The following is a 16,130-nucleotide window of genomic DNA, read 5'->3' on the forward strand; positions in this document are numbered from 1 at the left end:
TAGATAAATTTAATCGAATTAAAAATGTCGATAGTCTAAGTTAGGATTCTCTCACTGCCGGTTCTCGGCCGACATCACGACAGAGAGAGGATTCCATGACCGCCACGACCTTCTTCGACCGCTGGAACAGCCTGCGCGACATGACGGTTTCGATCCTCGCCGATTTCGCTCGCGTCGCCTGAAGCGCGCGGCTCGCATCATCCCACGCAACCCAAAAAAGCAGGAGCATCACGATGACGACTCAACGACTCACGACCGCAGCAGGCGCACCCGTCGGCGACAACCAGAACTCTCAGACCGCTGGCCCGCGCGGCCCGGTCACGCTGCAGGATTTCTGGCTCGTCGAGAAACTCGCCCACTTCGACCGCGAAGTGATTCCGGAGCGCCGCGTGCACGCGAAGGGCTCGGGCGCGTTCGGCACGTTTCGCGTGACGCACGATATCTCGCGCTATACGAAGGCGAAGTTGTTCGCCGACATCGGCAAGGAAACGCCGATCTTCATGCGCTTCTCGACGGTCGCGGGCGAGCGCGGCGCCGCCGACGCCGAGCGCGACGTGCGCGGCTTCTCGCTCAAGTTCTATACGGAAGAGGGAAACTGGGACGTCGTCGGCAACAACACGCCGGTGTTCTTCATCCGCGATCCGCTCAAGTTTCCCGACTTCATTCACACGCAAAAACGCGATCCGTACACGAACATGCGCAGCAATGTCGCGGCGTGGGATTTCTGGTCGCGTCACCCGGAATCGCTGCATCAGGTGACGATTCTCATGAGCGACCGTGGCATTCCGAAAAACTACCGGCAGATGCACGGCTTCGGATCGCACACGTTTTCGTTCGTCAACAAGGACGGCGAGCGCTTCTATGTGAAGTTCCACTTCAAGTCGCAGCAACCGCTCGACCATTACACGGATGCCGAAGCCGCGGCGGTGATCGCGAACGATCGCGAAAGCGCGCAGCGTGACCTCGTGGAGAACATCGACAACGGCAACTTCCCGCGCTGGAATTTCCGCATTCAGGTGATGACGGAAGAAGAGGCGGCGAAGTCGAAGGTGAATCCGTTCGACATCACCAAAGTGTGGTCGCACAAGGACTATCCGCTGATCGACGTCGGTGTGATCGAGTTGAATCGCAACGCGCAGAATTACTTCGCGGATGTCGAGCAGGCCGCGTTCTCGCCGGCGAACGTGGTGCCGGGCATCGGCTTCTCGCCGGATCGCCTGTTGCAGGGCCGCCTGTTCTCGTATGGCGACACGCAGCGTTATCGTCTCGGCATCAATCATCACCAGATTCCGGTGAATGCGCCGCGCGCGCCGATCGCCAATCCGTTTCATCGCGATGGCGCAATGCGCACCGATGGCAATCTCGGCGGGCGCGTGAATTACGAGCCGAACCGCTACGGCGAATTCGCGCAGGACGCCAACGCGAACGAGCCGCCGCTCGCGGGCGGCACGGTGCATCGCTACGACCATCGCGAGGACGACGACTACTACAGCCAGCCGGCGGCGCTGTTCAGGCTCTTCGACGACGCGCAGCGCGAGCGCTTCTTCGGCAACATCGCGCGGCACATTCATGGCGTGCCGAACGAAATCGTCGCGCGGCAACTCGGGCATTTCCGCCGCATCGATGCAGCTTACGCGCAGGGCGTGATCGACGCGCTCGCGAAGCTCGGCCAGTACGTCGACGAGAAAGATACCGCCGCTGCGTGACGGCGGCGCTGGGATACACCGGGAGAAAACATCATGTCGCAAGCGTTGAAGCACATCTCACAGGCGGTCGACCACATCGAAGCATCCAGCCGTCAGGCGTCGCGCGGCGTGCGCGTCGCGATTGCATTCGGCATCGTCGCGGCGGGCTATGGACTCGTCGTGGCGAGCGGTGTCGTCGGCGCCTGAGTGTCGTCGAAGCGTTCGACAGACTTGCGAAGCAATACGGCGCTTCCTGTTTCTCTACGATAAACTGTCGAGCGCTCGAAACGCCGCGCGGCAAGGCGATGCGCGCGGCGTTCGCAACGTTCGAATCACTCTCTCACGGAGTCATCATGGCGAAGAAAGGCACTGCACCTGCCGTCAACATCGGCATCAGCGACAAAGACCGCAAGAAGATCGCCGACGGGCTGTCCCGGCTGCTGGCCGATACGTACACGCTCTATCTGAAGACGCACAACTTTCACTGGAACGTCACGGGTCCGATGTTCAACACGCTGCATCTGATGTTCGAGACGCAGTACAACGAACTCGCGCTCGCCGTCGATTCGATCGCGGAACGCATCCGCGCGCTGGGCGTGCATGCGCCGGGCAGCTACAAGGAATTCGCGAAGCTGTCGTCAATCCCGGAAGCGGACGGCGTGCCGGCTGCCGAAGACATGATCCGTCAGCTGGTGGAAGGTCAGGAAGCGGTGGTGCGCACGGCGCGCGAGATTTTCCCGGCGACCGAAGCCGCGAACGACGAGCCGACGGCCGACCTGCTCACGCAACGCATGCAGACGCACGAGAAGACCGCGTGGATGCTGCGCGCGATGCTGGCCTGATGCTTCTTCCGTTTCGAAGCGATGAAACCCCGCTCTCAAGCGGGGTTTTTGCTTTTGAGGATGTCCCGGCACGCTGATCTAAAATAGCCGGATCGCGTTTCTCTGCCTCGACATTCGCCATGCTCGCCCGTCTTCCGCTTTACATGCGCCTCGTGCGCCTCGACAAGCCCATCGGCAGCCTGTTGCTGCTATGGCCGACGCTCAACGCATTGTGGATCGCGTCCGATGGCCGTCCGTCGCCGATGCTGCTCGTCATCTTCACGATCGGCACGATCCTGATGCGCTCGGCGGGCTGCGCGATCAACGACTACGCCGACCGCGATTTCGACCGCCACGTGAAGCGCACCGCCGAGCGGCCGATCACGTCGGGCAAGATCAAGGCATGGGAAGCGGTGGCGCTCGCGGCGGCGCTCGCGCTCGTCGCGTTCCTGCTGATCCTGCCGCTCAACACGCTAACCAAGGAGTTGTCGGTGTTCGCGCTGTTCGTCGCGGGCACGTATCCGTTCACCAAGCGCTTCTTCGCGATTCCGCAGGCGTATCTCGGCATCGCGTTCGGCTTCGGCATCCCGATGGCCTTCGCCGCCGTGCAGAACCACGTGCCGATGCTCGCGTGGATCATGCTCGCGGCGAACGTGTTCTGGTCGGTCGCGTACGACACCCAATACGCGATGGTCGACCGCGACGACGACATCAAGATCGGCATTCGCACGTCCGCGCTCACGTTCGGCCGATACGACGTGCTGGCCGTCATGCTGTGTTACGCGGTGACGCTCGCGATCTACGTGGGCATCGGCATCGCACTGGGATATGGCTGGCTCTACTGGCTAGGCTGGCTCGCGGCGGCGGGTTGCGCGGTGTATCACTACGGGCTGATCCGCAATCGCGAGCGGATGGCGTGCTTCGCGGCGTTCAAGCATAACAACTGGCTCGGAGGGATGCTGTTCGCGGGAATCGCCCTTCACTACGCGTTTTCGAGTTGAGCCCTTTTGCGTGGATCGAGTGCCCGCAACGTGCGCAACGCACGTTGCGTAAAACCATAGCTCGCTGCTTTATGTCAATCTGCGAAATGGTTTGAGAACGAAAAATTTGATCACATCGCGGCGTCGCGGCCTTATGTTTTGATAACGTCGTGCGCCAGTCAAACGATTGGTTGCCCGGGAACGCTCAAAGCAAAGCCTCCCGTGGCGCCCGGTGATTCTCACGAACGCACCGTCCCTTCCCTCGGCAAGCCGGTTGAACACTGCGGGGTTTTCCGCGCGGTGGCAATCGTTCGCTTGCTTCATTTTCAGCGTGTGAATCATGGGTTCTCTTGCTCGCTTCGATCTGGCTGCACTCGTTTCCCGGAATCGGGTCACACATCTCATTGAAACCGGTTATGGAAAGGGCGATTCTTGCCGAGCCGCATTGTCCGCCGGGTTCACCAAAGCGCTGTCCTGCGAAATCTTCAAGCCGCTTTTCGCAGAGGCGGAACAAAGCGAACGTCTCCATGTGGCGAATGCTGACAGTCTTGCCTTTTTGCGCTCGGCCCCGGTGGAAGACACACTGGCCGGGCGACGCTGCCTCGTTTTTCTGGACGCGCATTATCCCGGCGCGGACTATGGCGGCAACAGCTATATCAGCCAGGAGCATGCTCCGACCGAGCGCCTGCCGCTGCTCGCTGAACTCGAACTCCTGCGCGGCCGGACGGCTAACGCACTCATCGTGCTGGACGATGTGCGCATCTACCGGCGCGACTTCCGGACGAACGCAGGGACCCTTCCGGATTGGGTCGAGAACGGCTTCGATCAGGAAGCGGCGTTCCTCGAATTGCTCGCGTCGTTCGAGTCCACGCATACGGTGCACTGGCATGGAGAGGATACGGGCTACGCGGTGCTATGGCCGCGTGCGTGGGGCGAGTACGGGCTGAAGAAATGGGTCGTTCCCGGCGATCAGACGCAGCCGTTTGTGCTGACGCTGGGTGTTCCGGGTACGACGTGCATATCGGTCAATCGCCGTCTGCTCGACGCTCGCTTCGGCAATCGCTGGCTCGTGGGCAAGGGGCTCGATATCGGCGGCGGCAACGACAGCATCGCGCTGTATAGCACGTTGTTTCCGCGCATCGAGAGCGTGACGGTCTATGAGTGGGCGCAGGGGGACGCGCAATACCTCGAGAACGTTCGGGACAACAGCTTCGACTTCGTCTATTCGGGGCACTGCCTCGAACACGTGATGGACCCGCGCGTCGCGTTGCGCCACTGGTTGCGCGTGCTCAAGCCGGGCGGCCATCTAGTCATCACCGTGCCGGACGAGGACATGTACGAGCAAGGTGTATGGCCGTCGACATTCAACACCGACCACAAGCACACGTTCACCCTCTTCAAGCGCAAAAGCTGGTCGCCTGTGTCGATCAACGTGCTCGATTTGCTGCGCGATTTCGAACGCGAAGTCAGCGTGAAGAAGGCCGAACTGCTGGATCACAGCTTCATGCACGGCATGGAGCGCTTCGACCAGACGCGGACTGCCTTCGCGGAGTGCGGCATCGAGTTCGTCGTGCAGAAGCTTTGAGCGAGCGCGGCGCGCGTGCTTGCGCGCGCCGCTCGTTCAGGGTGGCGTCGCTCGATCAGGCGCCGCCCAGTTCATCCCCCATCTCTTTCGCCCGCGCTTGCGCCGCCAGTGCGCCGCGCACGATCGCGTCCTTCACGCCCTGAGCATCGAACGAGGCGAGCGCGGCCGCCGTGGTGCCGCCCTTCGACGTCACGCGCTCGCGCAGCACGCTCGCCGGCTCGCCCGATTGCGCCGCCAGTTGCGCCGCACCCGTGAACGTGGCGACCGCGAGCGCGCGGCCTTGCTCCTCGTCCATGCCGAGCTGGCGGGCCGCTTCCTGCATCGCTTCGATGAAATAGAACACGTAGGCCGGGCCGCTGCCGGAGATCGCCGTGACCGCGTCGAGCTTGGCTTCGTCGTCGAACCAGACGGCCGTGCCGACCGCTTCCAGGACCTGGCTGCTGAGCGCCTTCGCCGCGTCGCTCACGCCGGGCAGCGCGGCCAGACCCGTCACGCCCATGCCGATCAGCGCCGGCGTGTTCGGCATCGTGCGCACGATCTGCGTATAGCCGTTCAGCCAGCGCGAAAGATCCGTCGCGCGGATGCCCGCCGCGATGCTGATGATCGTCTGCTTCGACAGATGCGGCGCGAGCGCTTCGGCCACACTCTTGAGCACTTGCGGCTTCACGGCGAGCACGATCGCGTCGTAACCGGCGAGCGTTGCATCGACGGCCGCGCCGGTCGCGATGCCGAACTGTTTCGCCGTGCGCTCGCGCGCTTCGTCGTTGATGTCGACGGCGTAGATGTCGGACGGCTGGACGCCGCGCTTGATCAGACCGCCGATGAGCGCCGCGGCCATGTTGCCGCCGCCGATGAATGCAATTTTCATGGTTGAAGGTGAGGTCAGGTGGTGTAAGTGCGCGCGCCAAAAATGGCGGTGCCGATACGTACGATCGTCGCGCCTTCGATCACGGCGGCTTCGAGATCGGCGGACATGCCCATCGAGAGCGTGTCGAGTTCGAGGCCATCGGCGCGTAGCGTGTTCATCAACTCGCGCAGGCGGACATGCGGCGCGCGTTGCGCATCGAGGGTATCGGCGGGCTCGGGTATCGCCATCAGGCCGCGCAAACGCAGGCCGGGCAGGGCGGCGACCGCGTGCGCGAGCGCGGTGGCTTCATCCGGCTCGACGCCGCTCTTCGACGCCTCGCCGCTCACGTTGACCTGAATGCACACGTTGAGCGCGGGCGTGCCTTCGGGACGTTGCGCGGAGAGCCGCTCCGCGATCTTGAGCCGGTCGATGGAATGCACCCAGTCGAACTGCTCGGCGACGAGCTTCGTCTTGTTCGATTGCAGCGGCCCGATGAAATGCCATTCGATGTCGCCGCGCAGATCACCGAGCGCGGCGATCTTCGCGATGCCTTCCTGCACGTAGTTCTCGCCGAACGCGCGCTGGCCGGCGTCGAAGGCGGCGCGCACGTCGTCGGCGGGAAAGGTCTTGGACACGGCGAGCAGCTTGATGGACGCCGCATCGCGCGACGCGCTTTGCGCGGCCTTCGCGATGCGTCGACGGACTTCTTCGAGGTGTTGAGCGATGGACATACCTGAGACAGCCATGAGAACCATCCGGCCATTATACGAATCGCTCAACCGTACAGCAGATGCTCCAGCAGTTGAATCCAGTGCGTGACGGGCGTCGACGTGCCGCTTTGCAGATGCGCGATGCAGCCGACATTGGCCGATACGATCATCTGCGGCTCCAGCTTCTCCAGCCGGTCGAGCTTCTGATTGCGCAGCGTGTACGAGAGCTTCGGCTGCAGGACCGAATACGTCCCCGCCGATCCGCAGCACAAGTGGCTGTCGGCGGGCAGGCGCACTTCGAGCCCGAGCGCGGTCAGCAATTGCTCGACGCGTCCGCGAATCTGCTGTCCGTGCTGCAACGTGCACGGCGGATGGAACGCCACGGTATGCACGCCGCGCCGACGCGAAAGCGCGACGAGCTCCTCCTCGTACATCGGCAGGATTTCGGCGAGATCGCGCGTCAGGTCGACGATCTTCTGCGCCTTTTCCGCGTACGCCGGATCGTTGCGCAACAGATGCGCGTACTCCTTCACCGTCGCGCCGCAGCCCGACGCGTTCATCACGATCGCCTCGACGCCGCTTTCCACATACGGCCACCATGCGTCGATGTTGTTGCGCACGTCGTCGAGCGCGTCTTCGTTGTAGCCGAGATGCAGGCGGATCGCGCCGCAGCAGCCCGCGGACGGCGCCGTGACGATCTCGATGCCGAGCGCGTCGAACACGCGGGCCGTTGCGGTGTTGACGTTAGGCATCATCGCCGGTTGCACACAGCCGGCGAGCATCAGCATCTTGCGTTCATGCTTGTTCGTGGGCGCCGCGAGCGGCCGCTCGGGCACGGGAATCTTCGCGCGCAGCTTGCGCGGCAGGATGCCGCGGAACTGCTGCCCGAGCTTCATCGCGGGCGTGAAGAGCGTGCTGTTCGGCAGGAAGCTCGCGAGGAGGCGCCGTTGCAGGCGCTGGCGCATCGGCCGCTCGACCTTTTCTTCGACGATCTTGCGCCCGATCTCGACGAGCCGTCCGTACTGCACGCCCGATGGACACGTGCTTTCGCAATTGCGGCACGTGAGACAGCGGTCCAGATGCAGTTGCGTGCTGCGCGAGACCGGCGCGCCTTCGAACATCTGCTTCATCAGATAGATGCGCCCGCGCGGCCCGTCGAGCTCGTCGCCGAGTATCTGATATGTCGGGCAGGTCGCCGTGCAGAAGCCGCAGTGCACGCACTTGCGCAGGATGGCGTCGGCTTCGTCGCCATCGGCCGTGCCGCGGATGAATTCGGCGAGATTGGTTTGCATCGAAGCGCCTAAAAGTCGGGGTACAAACGCGCGCGGTTGAAGATGCGCGCCGGATCGAATGCGGCTTTCAATCCACGATGAATCTTCATCAGCGGCGCGGGCAGCGGCGTGAACACGCCCGCGTTGCGATCGTAGGCGGAGCCTGCGCGGAATATCGTCGCGTGCCCGCCCGCCTGCTTCGCGCTGATGCGCACGGTTTGCGGATCGGTGTCGGTGATCCACCAGCGCTGCGCGCCGCCCCATTCCATCAACTGCGCGCCCGGCAGATGCAGCGGCTCCGCGATCGACGGCAACGCGAGCCGCCACAGCGCCGAGCGCGGTTCGATCACCGCGAAGAACGGGTCCGTCTGCTCGCGCATGCCGATCCAGAAACGGTCGGCTTCGACCGCATCGACGACCTCGCCGCCGAGCGTATTGCGCGCTGTCTTTACAGCAGCTTCCGCGCCTGCGAGACGCAGCGCAAGCGTGCCGTCGCGCCACGCGCTGCCGCAGATCGGCAATGGATGGCCGCCCCATTCGTTGAGCTTGCGCACGCCGTCGGTGGCGTGCATGTCGAACTTGAGCGTGGCTTCGGCGACGGGGCGCGGCAGCACCTTGATCGAGAGTTCGAGAATCAGCCCGAGCGTACCGAGCGAACCCGCTAGCAGGCGCGACACGTCATACCCGGCGACGTTCTTCACCACTTGTCCGCCGAAATGCAGCACTTGCCCGTGACCGTTCATGACGACCGCGCCGAGCACGAAATCGCGCGGCGCGCCGGTCCATGCGCGGCGCGGGCCCGCGAGCCCCGCGGCGATGCAGCCGCCCAGCGTCGCGTTGCGCCCGAAGTGCGGCGGCTCGAACGGCAGCATCTGGTTGTGCTCTCTGAGTGCCGCTTCGATTTCGGCGAGCGGCGTGCCGCTTCGCGCAGTGATGACGAGTTCCGCCGGATCGTAAGCGATGATGCCGCGATACACGCGCGTGTCGAGGATCTCTCCCTGGAGCGTCTGCCCGTACCAGTCTTTCGTGCCACCCCCGCGCACGCGCAGCAGCGTGCCGGTTTCGGTGGCCCGGGCGATCCTCTCCGACCAGCCGGCGACGATGTCGTCCTGTTCCATGGATGTTCCGCTCATTCGTCGATTTCGATCCGACTTCCGTGTTCAGCTTTCTAATGGCTGTCCGATCGATTGTACCGGCCGCTTAACCCCGCCACACTCGGAGAAACGTGGATAGCGCAACGCGCGCCGCGCGTCGTGAGACTTCAGAAGCGCGGCAATTCGGGATGCGGCAACAGCCCGCCCCGGACATGCATCTTGCCGTACTCGGCGCAGCGCGCGCGCGTCGGGATACCCTTGTCGGGATTGAGCAGGCCCGGCGGATCGAACGCGCGCTTGACCGCGAAGAACGCGTCGCGCTCTTCCGGCGAAAACTGCACGCACATCGAATTGATCTTTTCGATGCCGACGCCGTGCTCGCCCGTCACCGTGCCGCCCAGTTCGACGCAACACTCCAGGATGTCGCAGCCGAACGCCTCGGCGCGATGCCATTCATCGAGATCGTTGCCGTTGAACAGAATCAGCGGATGCATGTTGCCATCGCCGGCGTGGAACACGTTGATGCAGCGCAGCGCGTACTTCTTCTCCATCTCTTCGATGCGCTTGAGCAGCGGCCCGATCGCGCGGCGCGGTACGGTACCGTCCATGCAGTAATAGTCCGGCGATATGCGGCCCGCCGCCGGGAACGCGTTCTTGCGGCCCGACCAGAACTTGAGGCGCTCGGCTTCGGAACGCGAGATCTGGATGCGCGACGCGCCGTGCTCGCGCAAAACCGCCGTCATGCGGACGATTTCCTCGGCGACTTCGTCGTGCGTGCCGTCGGATTCGCACAGCAGGATCGCGGCGGCGTCGAGGTCGTAGCCCGCGTTGACGAACTCTTCGACCGCGCGCGTCGCGGGTTTGTCCATCATTTCCAGGCCGGCCGGGATGATGCCCGCGGCGATGATCGCCGCGACGGCGTCGCCGCCTTTCACGACATCGTCGAAACTCGCCATGATGACCTGCGCCGTTTGCGGCTTCGGGATCAGCTTGACGGTGATCTCGGTGACGATCGCAAACATGCCTTCGCTGCCGATCAGCACCGCGAGCAGATCGAGGCCCGGCGCGTCAGGGCCGAGCGAGCCGAACTCGACGACGTCGCCTTCCATCGTCACCGCGCGCACGCGCAGGACGTTGTGCACCGTGAGGCCGTATTTCAGGCAGTGCACGCCGCCGGAGTTCTCGGACACATTTCCGCCGATCGTGCACGCGATCTGCGATGACGGATCGGGCGCGTAATACAGCCCATAGGGCGCGGCAGCTTCCGAAATGGCGAGGTTGCGCACGCCCGGCTGCACGGTCGCGGTGCGCGCGTATGGATCGACTTCGACGATCTTGCGAAAGCGCGCAAGCGACAGCACGATGCCGTGGCGAATCGGCATCGCGCCGCCGGAGAGGCCGGTGCCCGCGCCACGCGGGACGATCGGAATGGAAAGACGCGCGCAGATTTGCACGACACGCTGCACCTGCGCCTCGGTTTCCGGCAGCGCCACCGCGAGCGGCAGGCGCCGGTACGCGGCGAGGCCATCGCATTCATACGGGGCGGTGTCTTCGTCGCGAAAGAGCAGACAGTGCGTCGGCAGCACGGCCATCAGCGCCTGCACGACTTCACGCTGACGCGCGGCGAGCTGATCTTCGGTCAGCTCGGGCGCGTCTTCGTGCGGCAGATTGGGCGACATCTGCTCGGCCTTGAGCTCGTCGGGTGCGTTCATGTCTCCTCCTTTTGATGCCTGCGCGGTCAGTGGCGCTTATTTCATGCGTGCATCTTGCGCTTCTTCAGCCTTCGAAAGTGAAGATTTTCCCGGGGTTCATAAGGTTTCTCGGATCGAGTGCCTGTTTGATGGCGCGCATCGTCGCGATGGCGTCCTCGCCGTGCTCCTCGATCATGAAGCTCATCTTGTGCAGCCCGACGCCGTGTTCGCCGGTGCAGGTGCCGCCCATCTCGAGCGCCCGTCCGACGATGCGCCGGTTGATGCGCTCGGCTTCTTCCAGCTCTTCGGGCTTGTTGGGATCGAGCAGCATCGCGACGTGAAAATTGCCGTCGCCGACGTGACCGACGATCGGGCTCGGCAAGTACGAGCCTTGCAGATCCTTTTCCGTTTCCTCGACACATTCGGCGAGACGCGAGATCGGCACGCAGACATCGGTGGTGACGGCGCGGCAGCCCGGCTTCAGTTGCAGCATCGCGAAGTAGGCCGAGTGGCGCGCGTTCCAGAGACGGCTGCGGTCTTCGGGACGCGTCGCCCATTCGAAGTCCTCGCCGTTGTTCTCCGCGACGATGTCCTGCACGGTCTGCGCCTGTTCCTGCACGCCGGATTCGGTACCGTGGAATTCGAAGAACAGCATCGGCGATTCGCGCAGCGTCAGATTCGAGTGACGGTTGATGGCGCGCACGGCGAGTTTGTCGACGAATTCGACGCGCGCGATCGGCACGCCCATCTGAATGGTTTCGATGACGGCGCGCACGGCATCTCCCATGGAAGGGAATGCGCACACGGCCGCCGAAATCGCTTCGGGCTGCGGATAAAGACGCACCGTGATTTCGGTGATGACGCCGAGCGTGCCTTCCGAGCCGACGAAAAGACGCGTGAGGTCGTAGCCCGCGGACGATTTGCGCGCGCGCGTGCCGGTTTTGATGACGCGGCCATCGGCGAGCACGACGGTGAGGCCGAGGACGTTTTCGCGCATCGTGCCGTAGCGCACGGCGTTGGTGCCCGAGGCGCGCGTCGCGGACATGCCGCCGATGCTCGCGTCGGCGCCGGGATCGATCGGGAAGAAGAGACCCGTGTCCTTCAGCGCTTCGTTCAGTTGCTTGCGGGAGATGCCGGGTTGCACCGTGACCGTGAGGTCTTCGGCGTTGATCGAGACGATCTGGTTCATCTCGGAGAGGTCGATGGAGACGCCGCCCTGGACCGCGAGCAAGTGACCTTCGAGCGAGGAGCCGTTGCCGTAGGGAATGATCGGGACGTCGTGCTCTGCGCAGAGCTTCACGATGGCCTGCACTTCGTCGGTGCTGCGCGCGTAGACGACGGCGTCGGGGAGTTGCGGATCGAACGGCGATTCGTCGCGGCCGTGGTGTTCGCGGACGGCTTGCGATGCCGTCGCGCGCTCGCCGAATCTTGCTTTCAGCGCTTCGAAAAGCGACGCGGGAAAGGGACGCTTCTGAAGTGCTTGATGTTCTGTGGGGTGGTTCACTTGCGTGTCTCCGGGCGGTGCGGCTTTGTGTTCTTTGCTTGCGCTTGGTATGGGCGTTGCGGTTTTCGCGTGATGCCTCGTGACTGGCTCGTTTTGCGGTTCGCGCGAAAGCCGTACGGTGTTCATTCCATTTTACGCCGTCGGAGAGAGGCCGGCGGGGCGGGTTTATGGCGGTTTCGAGTGCGTCGGCGTGCCTATAATGGGTCGGTTTTTTGTCTGCTTATCAGGGAGACAGCGATGGGTAACCGCTTGAGCAAGATCACCACGCGTACTGGCGACGATGGAACCACAGGACTGGGCGATGGGAGCCGGGTTTCGAAAGACGATACGCGCATCGCCGCGATCGGGGATGTCGACGAATTGAATTCCTGTATTGGCGTGCTTTTATGCGAGCCGATGCCGTCCGATATTCGCGCCGCGCTGACGCAGATTCAAAACGATTTATTCGATCTCGGTGGCGAGTTGTCGATTCCCGGGCATTCGATGATTCAGACTTCTCATCTTGCTCAACTCGATGCGTGGCTGGAAGAGTACAACGCGACTTTGCCTCCGTTGAAGGAGTTTATTTTGCCGGGTGGGTCGAGGGCGGCGGCGCTTGCTCATGTTGCGCGGACGGTTTGTCGGAGGGCGGAGAGGGGGATTGTGGCGTTGGGACGTGCAGAGACCGCGGGAGTGAATGAGGCGCCGAGGAGGTATGTGAACCGGTTGTCGGATTTGATGTTTATTTGGGCTCGGGTGCTAAATCGGGCGGACGGAGGAAGCGATATCTTATGGTCTCGTGCAACTGAGCGATAGCAGCACGCCAAAACACCATTGGTTTGATTCAACTTCGTCTTCCATCTCGCACTCTGGGTTCTTTTTAGATTGGAATGCACGCGATAAGCGCAGAGTTCGAAATAATCCAAAGAGATTAAGTCAAACTCTGGAAACGATTGTCCTTCACGCCCGATGTCAGAAAATTCGGTTCTAGCGACGACTGCTCTGTTCTCATAGCCTACGTTGTAGACGGCTTACTCGGATCGCCGTCTACAACGATGTCAGGAAACTCAGTTTCCGCCGCCACGTACTACGCGCCGCTGCTTAACCGCTTCCGCCAATCCCTCAAGCACCTTCACACTCTCATCCCATCCGATACAGGCATCGGTAACACTTTGCCCGTAGGTAAGCTCGCATCCTTCTTTGAGATCCTGCCGCCCAGCAACCAGATGCGACTCCACCATCACTCCGACAATCCGCTCATCCCCAGCAGCCAGTTGCTTGCCAATATCCTCACAAACCGGAATCTGATTCTCATGCTTCTTCGAGCTATTGGCATGGCTCGCGTCGATCATTAATCGCGCAGCCAAGCCAGCCTTCCCAATATCGCTACACGCAGCATCCACACTCGCCGCATCGAAATTAGGCGTCTTGCCACCGCGCAAAATGATGTGGCAATCCTCATTACCAGCGGTAGAAACAATCGCCGAATGGCCGCCCTTGGTCACGGAGAGAAAATGATGCGGCTGCGACGCCGCCTTGATCGCATCCACAGCAATCTTGACGTTACCGTCAGTACCGTTCTTGAATCCCACCGGGCAAGACAACCCGGAGGCAAGCTCGCGGTGTACTTGAGACTCCGTGGTCCGCGCCCCAATCGCGCCCCACGAAATCAGATCGGCGATGTACTGCGGACTGATCATGTCGAGATACTCGGTCCCCGCAGGCAAGCCAAGCTCATTGATATGCATGAGCAACTCCCGCGCGGCCCGCAACCCATCATTGATCTTGAAGCTGTTATCCATGTACGGATCGTTGATCAGCCCCTTCCAGCCGACCGTTGTCCGCGGCTTCTCGAAATACACCCGCATCACGATCTCCAGTTCCCCCGCGAACCGCTTACGCTGCTCGATCAATCGCCCCGCGTACTCCAATGCAGCCTTCGGATCATGAATCGAGCAAGGCCCGACGATGACGATCAGGCGATCATCCATCCCATGAAGAATGCGATGCATCGACTGCCGCGCGTTGTAGATGAGTTCCGAAACCGGCTCGGCGCAGGGAAATTCGCGGATCAGATGCGCGGGCGGGGTCAGCTCTTTCAACTCGCGGATGCGAACATCATCGGTATTGTGCGGGGGCATGTCGTTCTCCAACGGCAACGTTCTAATCAAAATATGAGACGAAAAAAAACCGCCAGACTCGCTGGCGGTTTTTCGGGAATTTCGGTTTGTTCAACCTGTGTACGACTCACCCCTCTCGATCCGCCAGCGGCTTGAGATGCCAAAAGAAATAAAAATAAAACTTGGCGGACATGATGGGTCGAAGGGGTGTCGCAAAAAGTTGTGACTGCTCTTATAACCTCAAACGTGCGGCGCTGACAACCCTGCAACTAAGAAAACGCGGACAATCCGCATCGGACGGCGCGGCCACGCCGCATACCCACCCATCCGATGCGGAAATGCCGCATACAAATTACACCGTCCCGCCGACCGTCATCTTCTCGATGCGCAATGTCGGCTGACCGACGCCCACCGGCACGCTCTGGCCTTCCTTGCCGCACACGCCGACGCCGCTATCGAGCGACATGTCGTTGCCGATCATCGTCACGTACTTGAGCGATTCCGGGCCGCTTCCGATCAGCGTCGCGCCTTTCACCGGATACGTGATCTTGCCGTTCTCGATCATGTACGCCTCGGACGCCGAGAAGACGAACTTGCCGTTGGTGATGTCGACCTGACCGCCGCCGAAATTCACCGCATACAAGCCGTTCTTGACCGAGGCGAGAATTTCCTTCGGGTCCTTGTCGCCGTTGAGCATGTACGTGTTCGTCATGCGCGGCATCGGCAGCGCGGCGTACGATTCGCGGCGCGCGTTGCCCGTCACCGGCATTTTCATCAGGCGCGCGTTGAGCGAATCCTGGATGTAGCCCTTCAGAATGCCGTCCTCGATCAGCGTCGTGCACTGCGTCGGGTTGCCTTCGTCGTCGATATTGAGCGAGCCGCGCCGATTCGGAAGCGTGCCGTCATCCACCACGGTGACGCCCTTCGCCGCCACCTGCTCGCCGATCATCCCCGCGAACGCCGACGATCCCTTGCGGTTGAAATCGCCCTCGAGCCCGTGTCCGACCGCCTCGTGCAGCAGCACGCCCGGCCAGCCCGGCCCGAGCACCACCGTCATCGCGCCAGCGGGAGCCGGGCGCGCTTCGAGATTGACGAGCGCCGCGTGCACGGCATCGTCGACGTACTTGTTCAGGATGTCGTCGGTGAAATAGCCGTAGTCGAAGCGTCCGCCGCCGCCGCCCGTGCCGATTTCACGTCGCCCGTTCTGCTCGGCGATCACCGTCACCGACACGCGCACGAGCGGGCGCACGTCCGCCGCGAGCGCGCCGTCGCTGCGCGCGACGAGCACGACGTCATACTCGCCGGCGAGACCGGCCATCACCTGCGTGATGCGCGGATCCTTGCCGCGGGCCATCTGCTCGACGCGCTCCAGCAACTTCACCTTGGCGTTCGCATCGAGCGAATGCAGCGGATCGGCAGGCAGATACAGATCGCGCCCCGATACGCCCGTGAGCGTGCTCGCCGGTTTGATCTTGTGCTTGCCGCCGCCCGCCTTGGCGATGGCGCGCGTCGCGATCGCGGCCTGGCGGATGGATTCGGGCGACAGGTCGTCCGAATAGGCGAACGCCGTGCGCTCGCCGGACACGGCGCGCACGCCGACGCCCTGATCGATGCTGAAGCTGCCTGATTTGACGATGCCTTCTTCGAGACTCCACGCTTCGCTGCGCGTGGACTGGAAATAGAGGTCCGCGTAATCGACACGATGCGTGAAGATTTCCGCGAGCGTGCGAGTGATCAGCCCTTCGTCGAGGCCGTAGGGCGTGAGCAAAACGTCCTTCGCCGTGACCAGGTTACGAATGCCGGGTTCGATGATATTCATGCGGTGCCTATTACGTGTTCTGTG

At 62.6% G+C, this 16,130-nt stretch carries 14 protein-coding genes; 6 read left to right on the forward strand and 8 right to left on the reverse strand.

Going from position 1 to position 16,130, the window contains the following annotated elements; genetic code table 11:
- Window positions 1–233 precede the first annotated feature (233 nt).
- The 5 genes from NCR38_RS01975 to NCR38_RS01995 all read left to right on the forward strand — a co-directional run bounded on the left by NCR38_RS01975 (window position 234) and on the right by NCR38_RS01995 (window position 5,071).
- Window positions 234–1,706 carry a catalase gene (locus tag NCR38_RS01975; protein ID WP_250476305.1) on the forward strand — a complete coding sequence of 491 codons (1,473 nt, stop codon included), beginning with the start codon at window positions 234–236 and terminating at the stop codon, window positions 1,704–1,706.
- Between the two features lie 33 nt (window positions 1,707–1,739).
- Window positions 1,740–1,892 (forward strand): hypothetical protein, encoded by a 153-nt coding sequence (locus NCR38_RS01980; protein ID WP_250476306.1) that lies wholly within the window; start codon window positions 1,740–1,742, stop codon window positions 1,890–1,892.
- 146 nt (window positions 1,893–2,038) lie between these two features.
- Window positions 2,039–2,527, forward strand: coding sequence for a Dps family protein (locus NCR38_RS01985; RefSeq protein WP_061117886.1), 489 nt, complete (start codon window positions 2,039–2,041; stop codon window positions 2,525–2,527).
- A 119-nt stretch (window positions 2,528–2,646) separates the two neighbouring features.
- Complete coding sequence (gene ubiA, locus NCR38_RS01990; protein ID WP_250476307.1) at window positions 2,647–3,507, forward strand: 4-hydroxybenzoate octaprenyltransferase; 861 nt, start codon at window positions 2,647–2,649, stop codon at window positions 3,505–3,507.
- Window positions 3,508–4,057: 550 nt separating this feature from the next.
- Window positions 4,058–5,071, forward strand: a complete 1,014-nt coding sequence (locus tag NCR38_RS01995; RefSeq protein WP_250476308.1) for a class I SAM-dependent methyltransferase — start codon at window positions 4,058–4,060, stop codon at window positions 5,069–5,071.
- 55 nt (window positions 5,072–5,126) lie between these two features.
- Here NCR38_RS01995 and proC read toward each other — a convergent pair whose 3' ends face one another.
- The 6 genes from proC to NCR38_RS02025 all read right to left on the reverse strand — a co-directional run bounded on the left by proC (window position 5,127) and on the right by NCR38_RS02025 (window position 12,188).
- Entirely contained in the window at window positions 5,127–5,939 is an 813-nt protein-coding gene (proC, locus tag NCR38_RS02000; protein WP_061117784.1) for a pyrroline-5-carboxylate reductase, read from the reverse strand.
- A 14-nt stretch (window positions 5,940–5,953) separates the two neighbouring features.
- Entirely contained in the window at window positions 5,954–6,649 is a 696-nt protein-coding gene (locus tag NCR38_RS02005; RefSeq protein ID WP_250476350.1) for a YggS family pyridoxal phosphate-dependent enzyme, read from the reverse strand.
- A 44-nt stretch (window positions 6,650–6,693) separates the two neighbouring features.
- Window positions 6,694–7,920 carry a glycolate oxidase subunit GlcF gene (gene glcF / locus NCR38_RS02010; protein WP_061117782.1) on the reverse strand — a complete coding sequence of 409 codons (1,227 nt, stop codon included), beginning with the start codon at window positions 7,918–7,920 and terminating at the stop codon, window positions 6,694–6,696.
- Between the two features lie 8 nt (window positions 7,921–7,928).
- Window positions 7,929–9,017 carry a glycolate oxidase subunit GlcE gene (gene glcE, locus NCR38_RS02015; protein ID WP_061117781.1) on the reverse strand — a complete coding sequence of 363 codons (1,089 nt, stop codon included), beginning with the start codon at window positions 9,015–9,017 and terminating at the stop codon, window positions 7,929–7,931.
- A gap of 143 nt (window positions 9,018–9,160) precedes the next feature.
- On the reverse strand, window positions 9,161–10,705 hold the full coding sequence (locus tag NCR38_RS02020) for an FAD-linked oxidase C-terminal domain-containing protein (RefSeq protein WP_061117780.1): 1,545 nt from the start codon (window positions 10,703–10,705) through the stop codon (window positions 9,161–9,163).
- A gap of 64 nt (window positions 10,706–10,769) precedes the next feature.
- Complete coding sequence (locus NCR38_RS02025; protein WP_250476309.1) at window positions 10,770–12,188, reverse strand: FAD-binding oxidoreductase; 1,419 nt, start codon at window positions 12,186–12,188, stop codon at window positions 10,770–10,772.
- Between the two features lie 237 nt (window positions 12,189–12,425).
- On the opposite strand from NCR38_RS02025, the gene NCR38_RS02030 reads away from it, so the two are divergent.
- A complete protein-coding gene (locus NCR38_RS02030) occupies window positions 12,426–12,983 on the forward strand; it encodes a cob(I)yrinic acid a,c-diamide adenosyltransferase (protein WP_250476310.1) in 558 nt (185 codons plus the stop codon).
- A gap of 251 nt (window positions 12,984–13,234) precedes the next feature.
- Here the strand turns inward: NCR38_RS02030 and aroG are convergent, their stop codons facing one another.
- Both aroG and tldD read right to left on the reverse strand, forming a co-directional pair.
- On the reverse strand, window positions 13,235–14,308 hold the full coding sequence (gene aroG / locus NCR38_RS02035; protein ID WP_061117884.1) for a 3-deoxy-7-phosphoheptulonate synthase AroG: 1,074 nt from the start codon (window positions 14,306–14,308) through the stop codon (window positions 13,235–13,237).
- Window positions 14,309–14,639: 331 nt separating this feature from the next.
- Window positions 14,640–16,106 (reverse strand): metalloprotease TldD, encoded by a 1,467-nt coding sequence (tldD, locus tag NCR38_RS02040; protein ID WP_061117777.1) that lies wholly within the window; start codon window positions 16,104–16,106, stop codon window positions 14,640–14,642.
- Window positions 16,107–16,130 lie beyond the last annotated feature (24 nt).

The sequence above is a fragment of the Caballeronia sp. INML1 genome, from assembly GCF_023631085.1.
In the GTDB taxonomy this organism is placed as follows: Bacteria; Pseudomonadota; Gammaproteobacteria; order Burkholderiales; family Burkholderiaceae; genus Caballeronia; species Caballeronia turbans.

Excerpts from the sequence above, each read along its gene's own strand:
- NCR38_RS01985 (WP_061117886.1), top strand. The coding sequence starts at position 2,039 with ATGGCGAAGAAAGGCACTGCACCTGCCGTCAACATCGGCATCAGCGAC.
- aroG (WP_061117884.1), bottom strand. The coding sequence starts at position 14,308 with ATGCCCCCGCACAATACCGATGATGTTCGCATCCGCGAGTTGAAAGAG.
- tldD (WP_061117777.1), bottom strand. The coding sequence starts at position 16,106 with ATGAATATCATCGAACCCGGCATTCGTAACCTGGTCACGGCGAAGGAC.
- glcF (WP_061117782.1), bottom strand. The coding sequence starts at position 7,920 with ATGCAAACCAATCTCGCCGAATTCATCCGCGGCACGGCCGATGGCGAC.
- NCR38_RS02020 (WP_061117780.1), bottom strand. The coding sequence starts at position 10,705 with ATGAACGCACCCGACGAGCTCAAGGCCGAGCAGATGTCGCCCAATCTG.
- ubiA (WP_250476307.1), top strand. The coding sequence starts at position 2,647 with ATGCTCGCCCGTCTTCCGCTTTACATGCGCCTCGTGCGCCTCGACAAG.
- NCR38_RS01980 (WP_250476306.1), top strand. The coding sequence starts at position 1,740 with ATGTCGCAAGCGTTGAAGCACATCTCACAGGCGGTCGACCACATCGAA.
- proC (WP_061117784.1), bottom strand. The coding sequence starts at position 5,939 with ATGAAAATTGCATTCATCGGCGGCGGCAACATGGCCGCGGCGCTCATC.
- glcE (WP_061117781.1), bottom strand. The coding sequence starts at position 9,017 with ATGGAACAGGACGACATCGTCGCCGGCTGGTCGGAGAGGATCGCCCGG.
- NCR38_RS02005 (WP_250476350.1), bottom strand. The coding sequence starts at position 6,649 with ATGTCCATCGCTCAACACCTCGAAGAAGTCCGTCGACGCATCGCGAAG.
- NCR38_RS02030 (WP_250476310.1), top strand. The coding sequence starts at position 12,426 with ATGGGTAACCGCTTGAGCAAGATCACCACGCGTACTGGCGACGATGGA.
- NCR38_RS01975 (WP_250476305.1), top strand. The coding sequence starts at position 234 with ATGACGACTCAACGACTCACGACCGCAGCAGGCGCACCCGTCGGCGAC.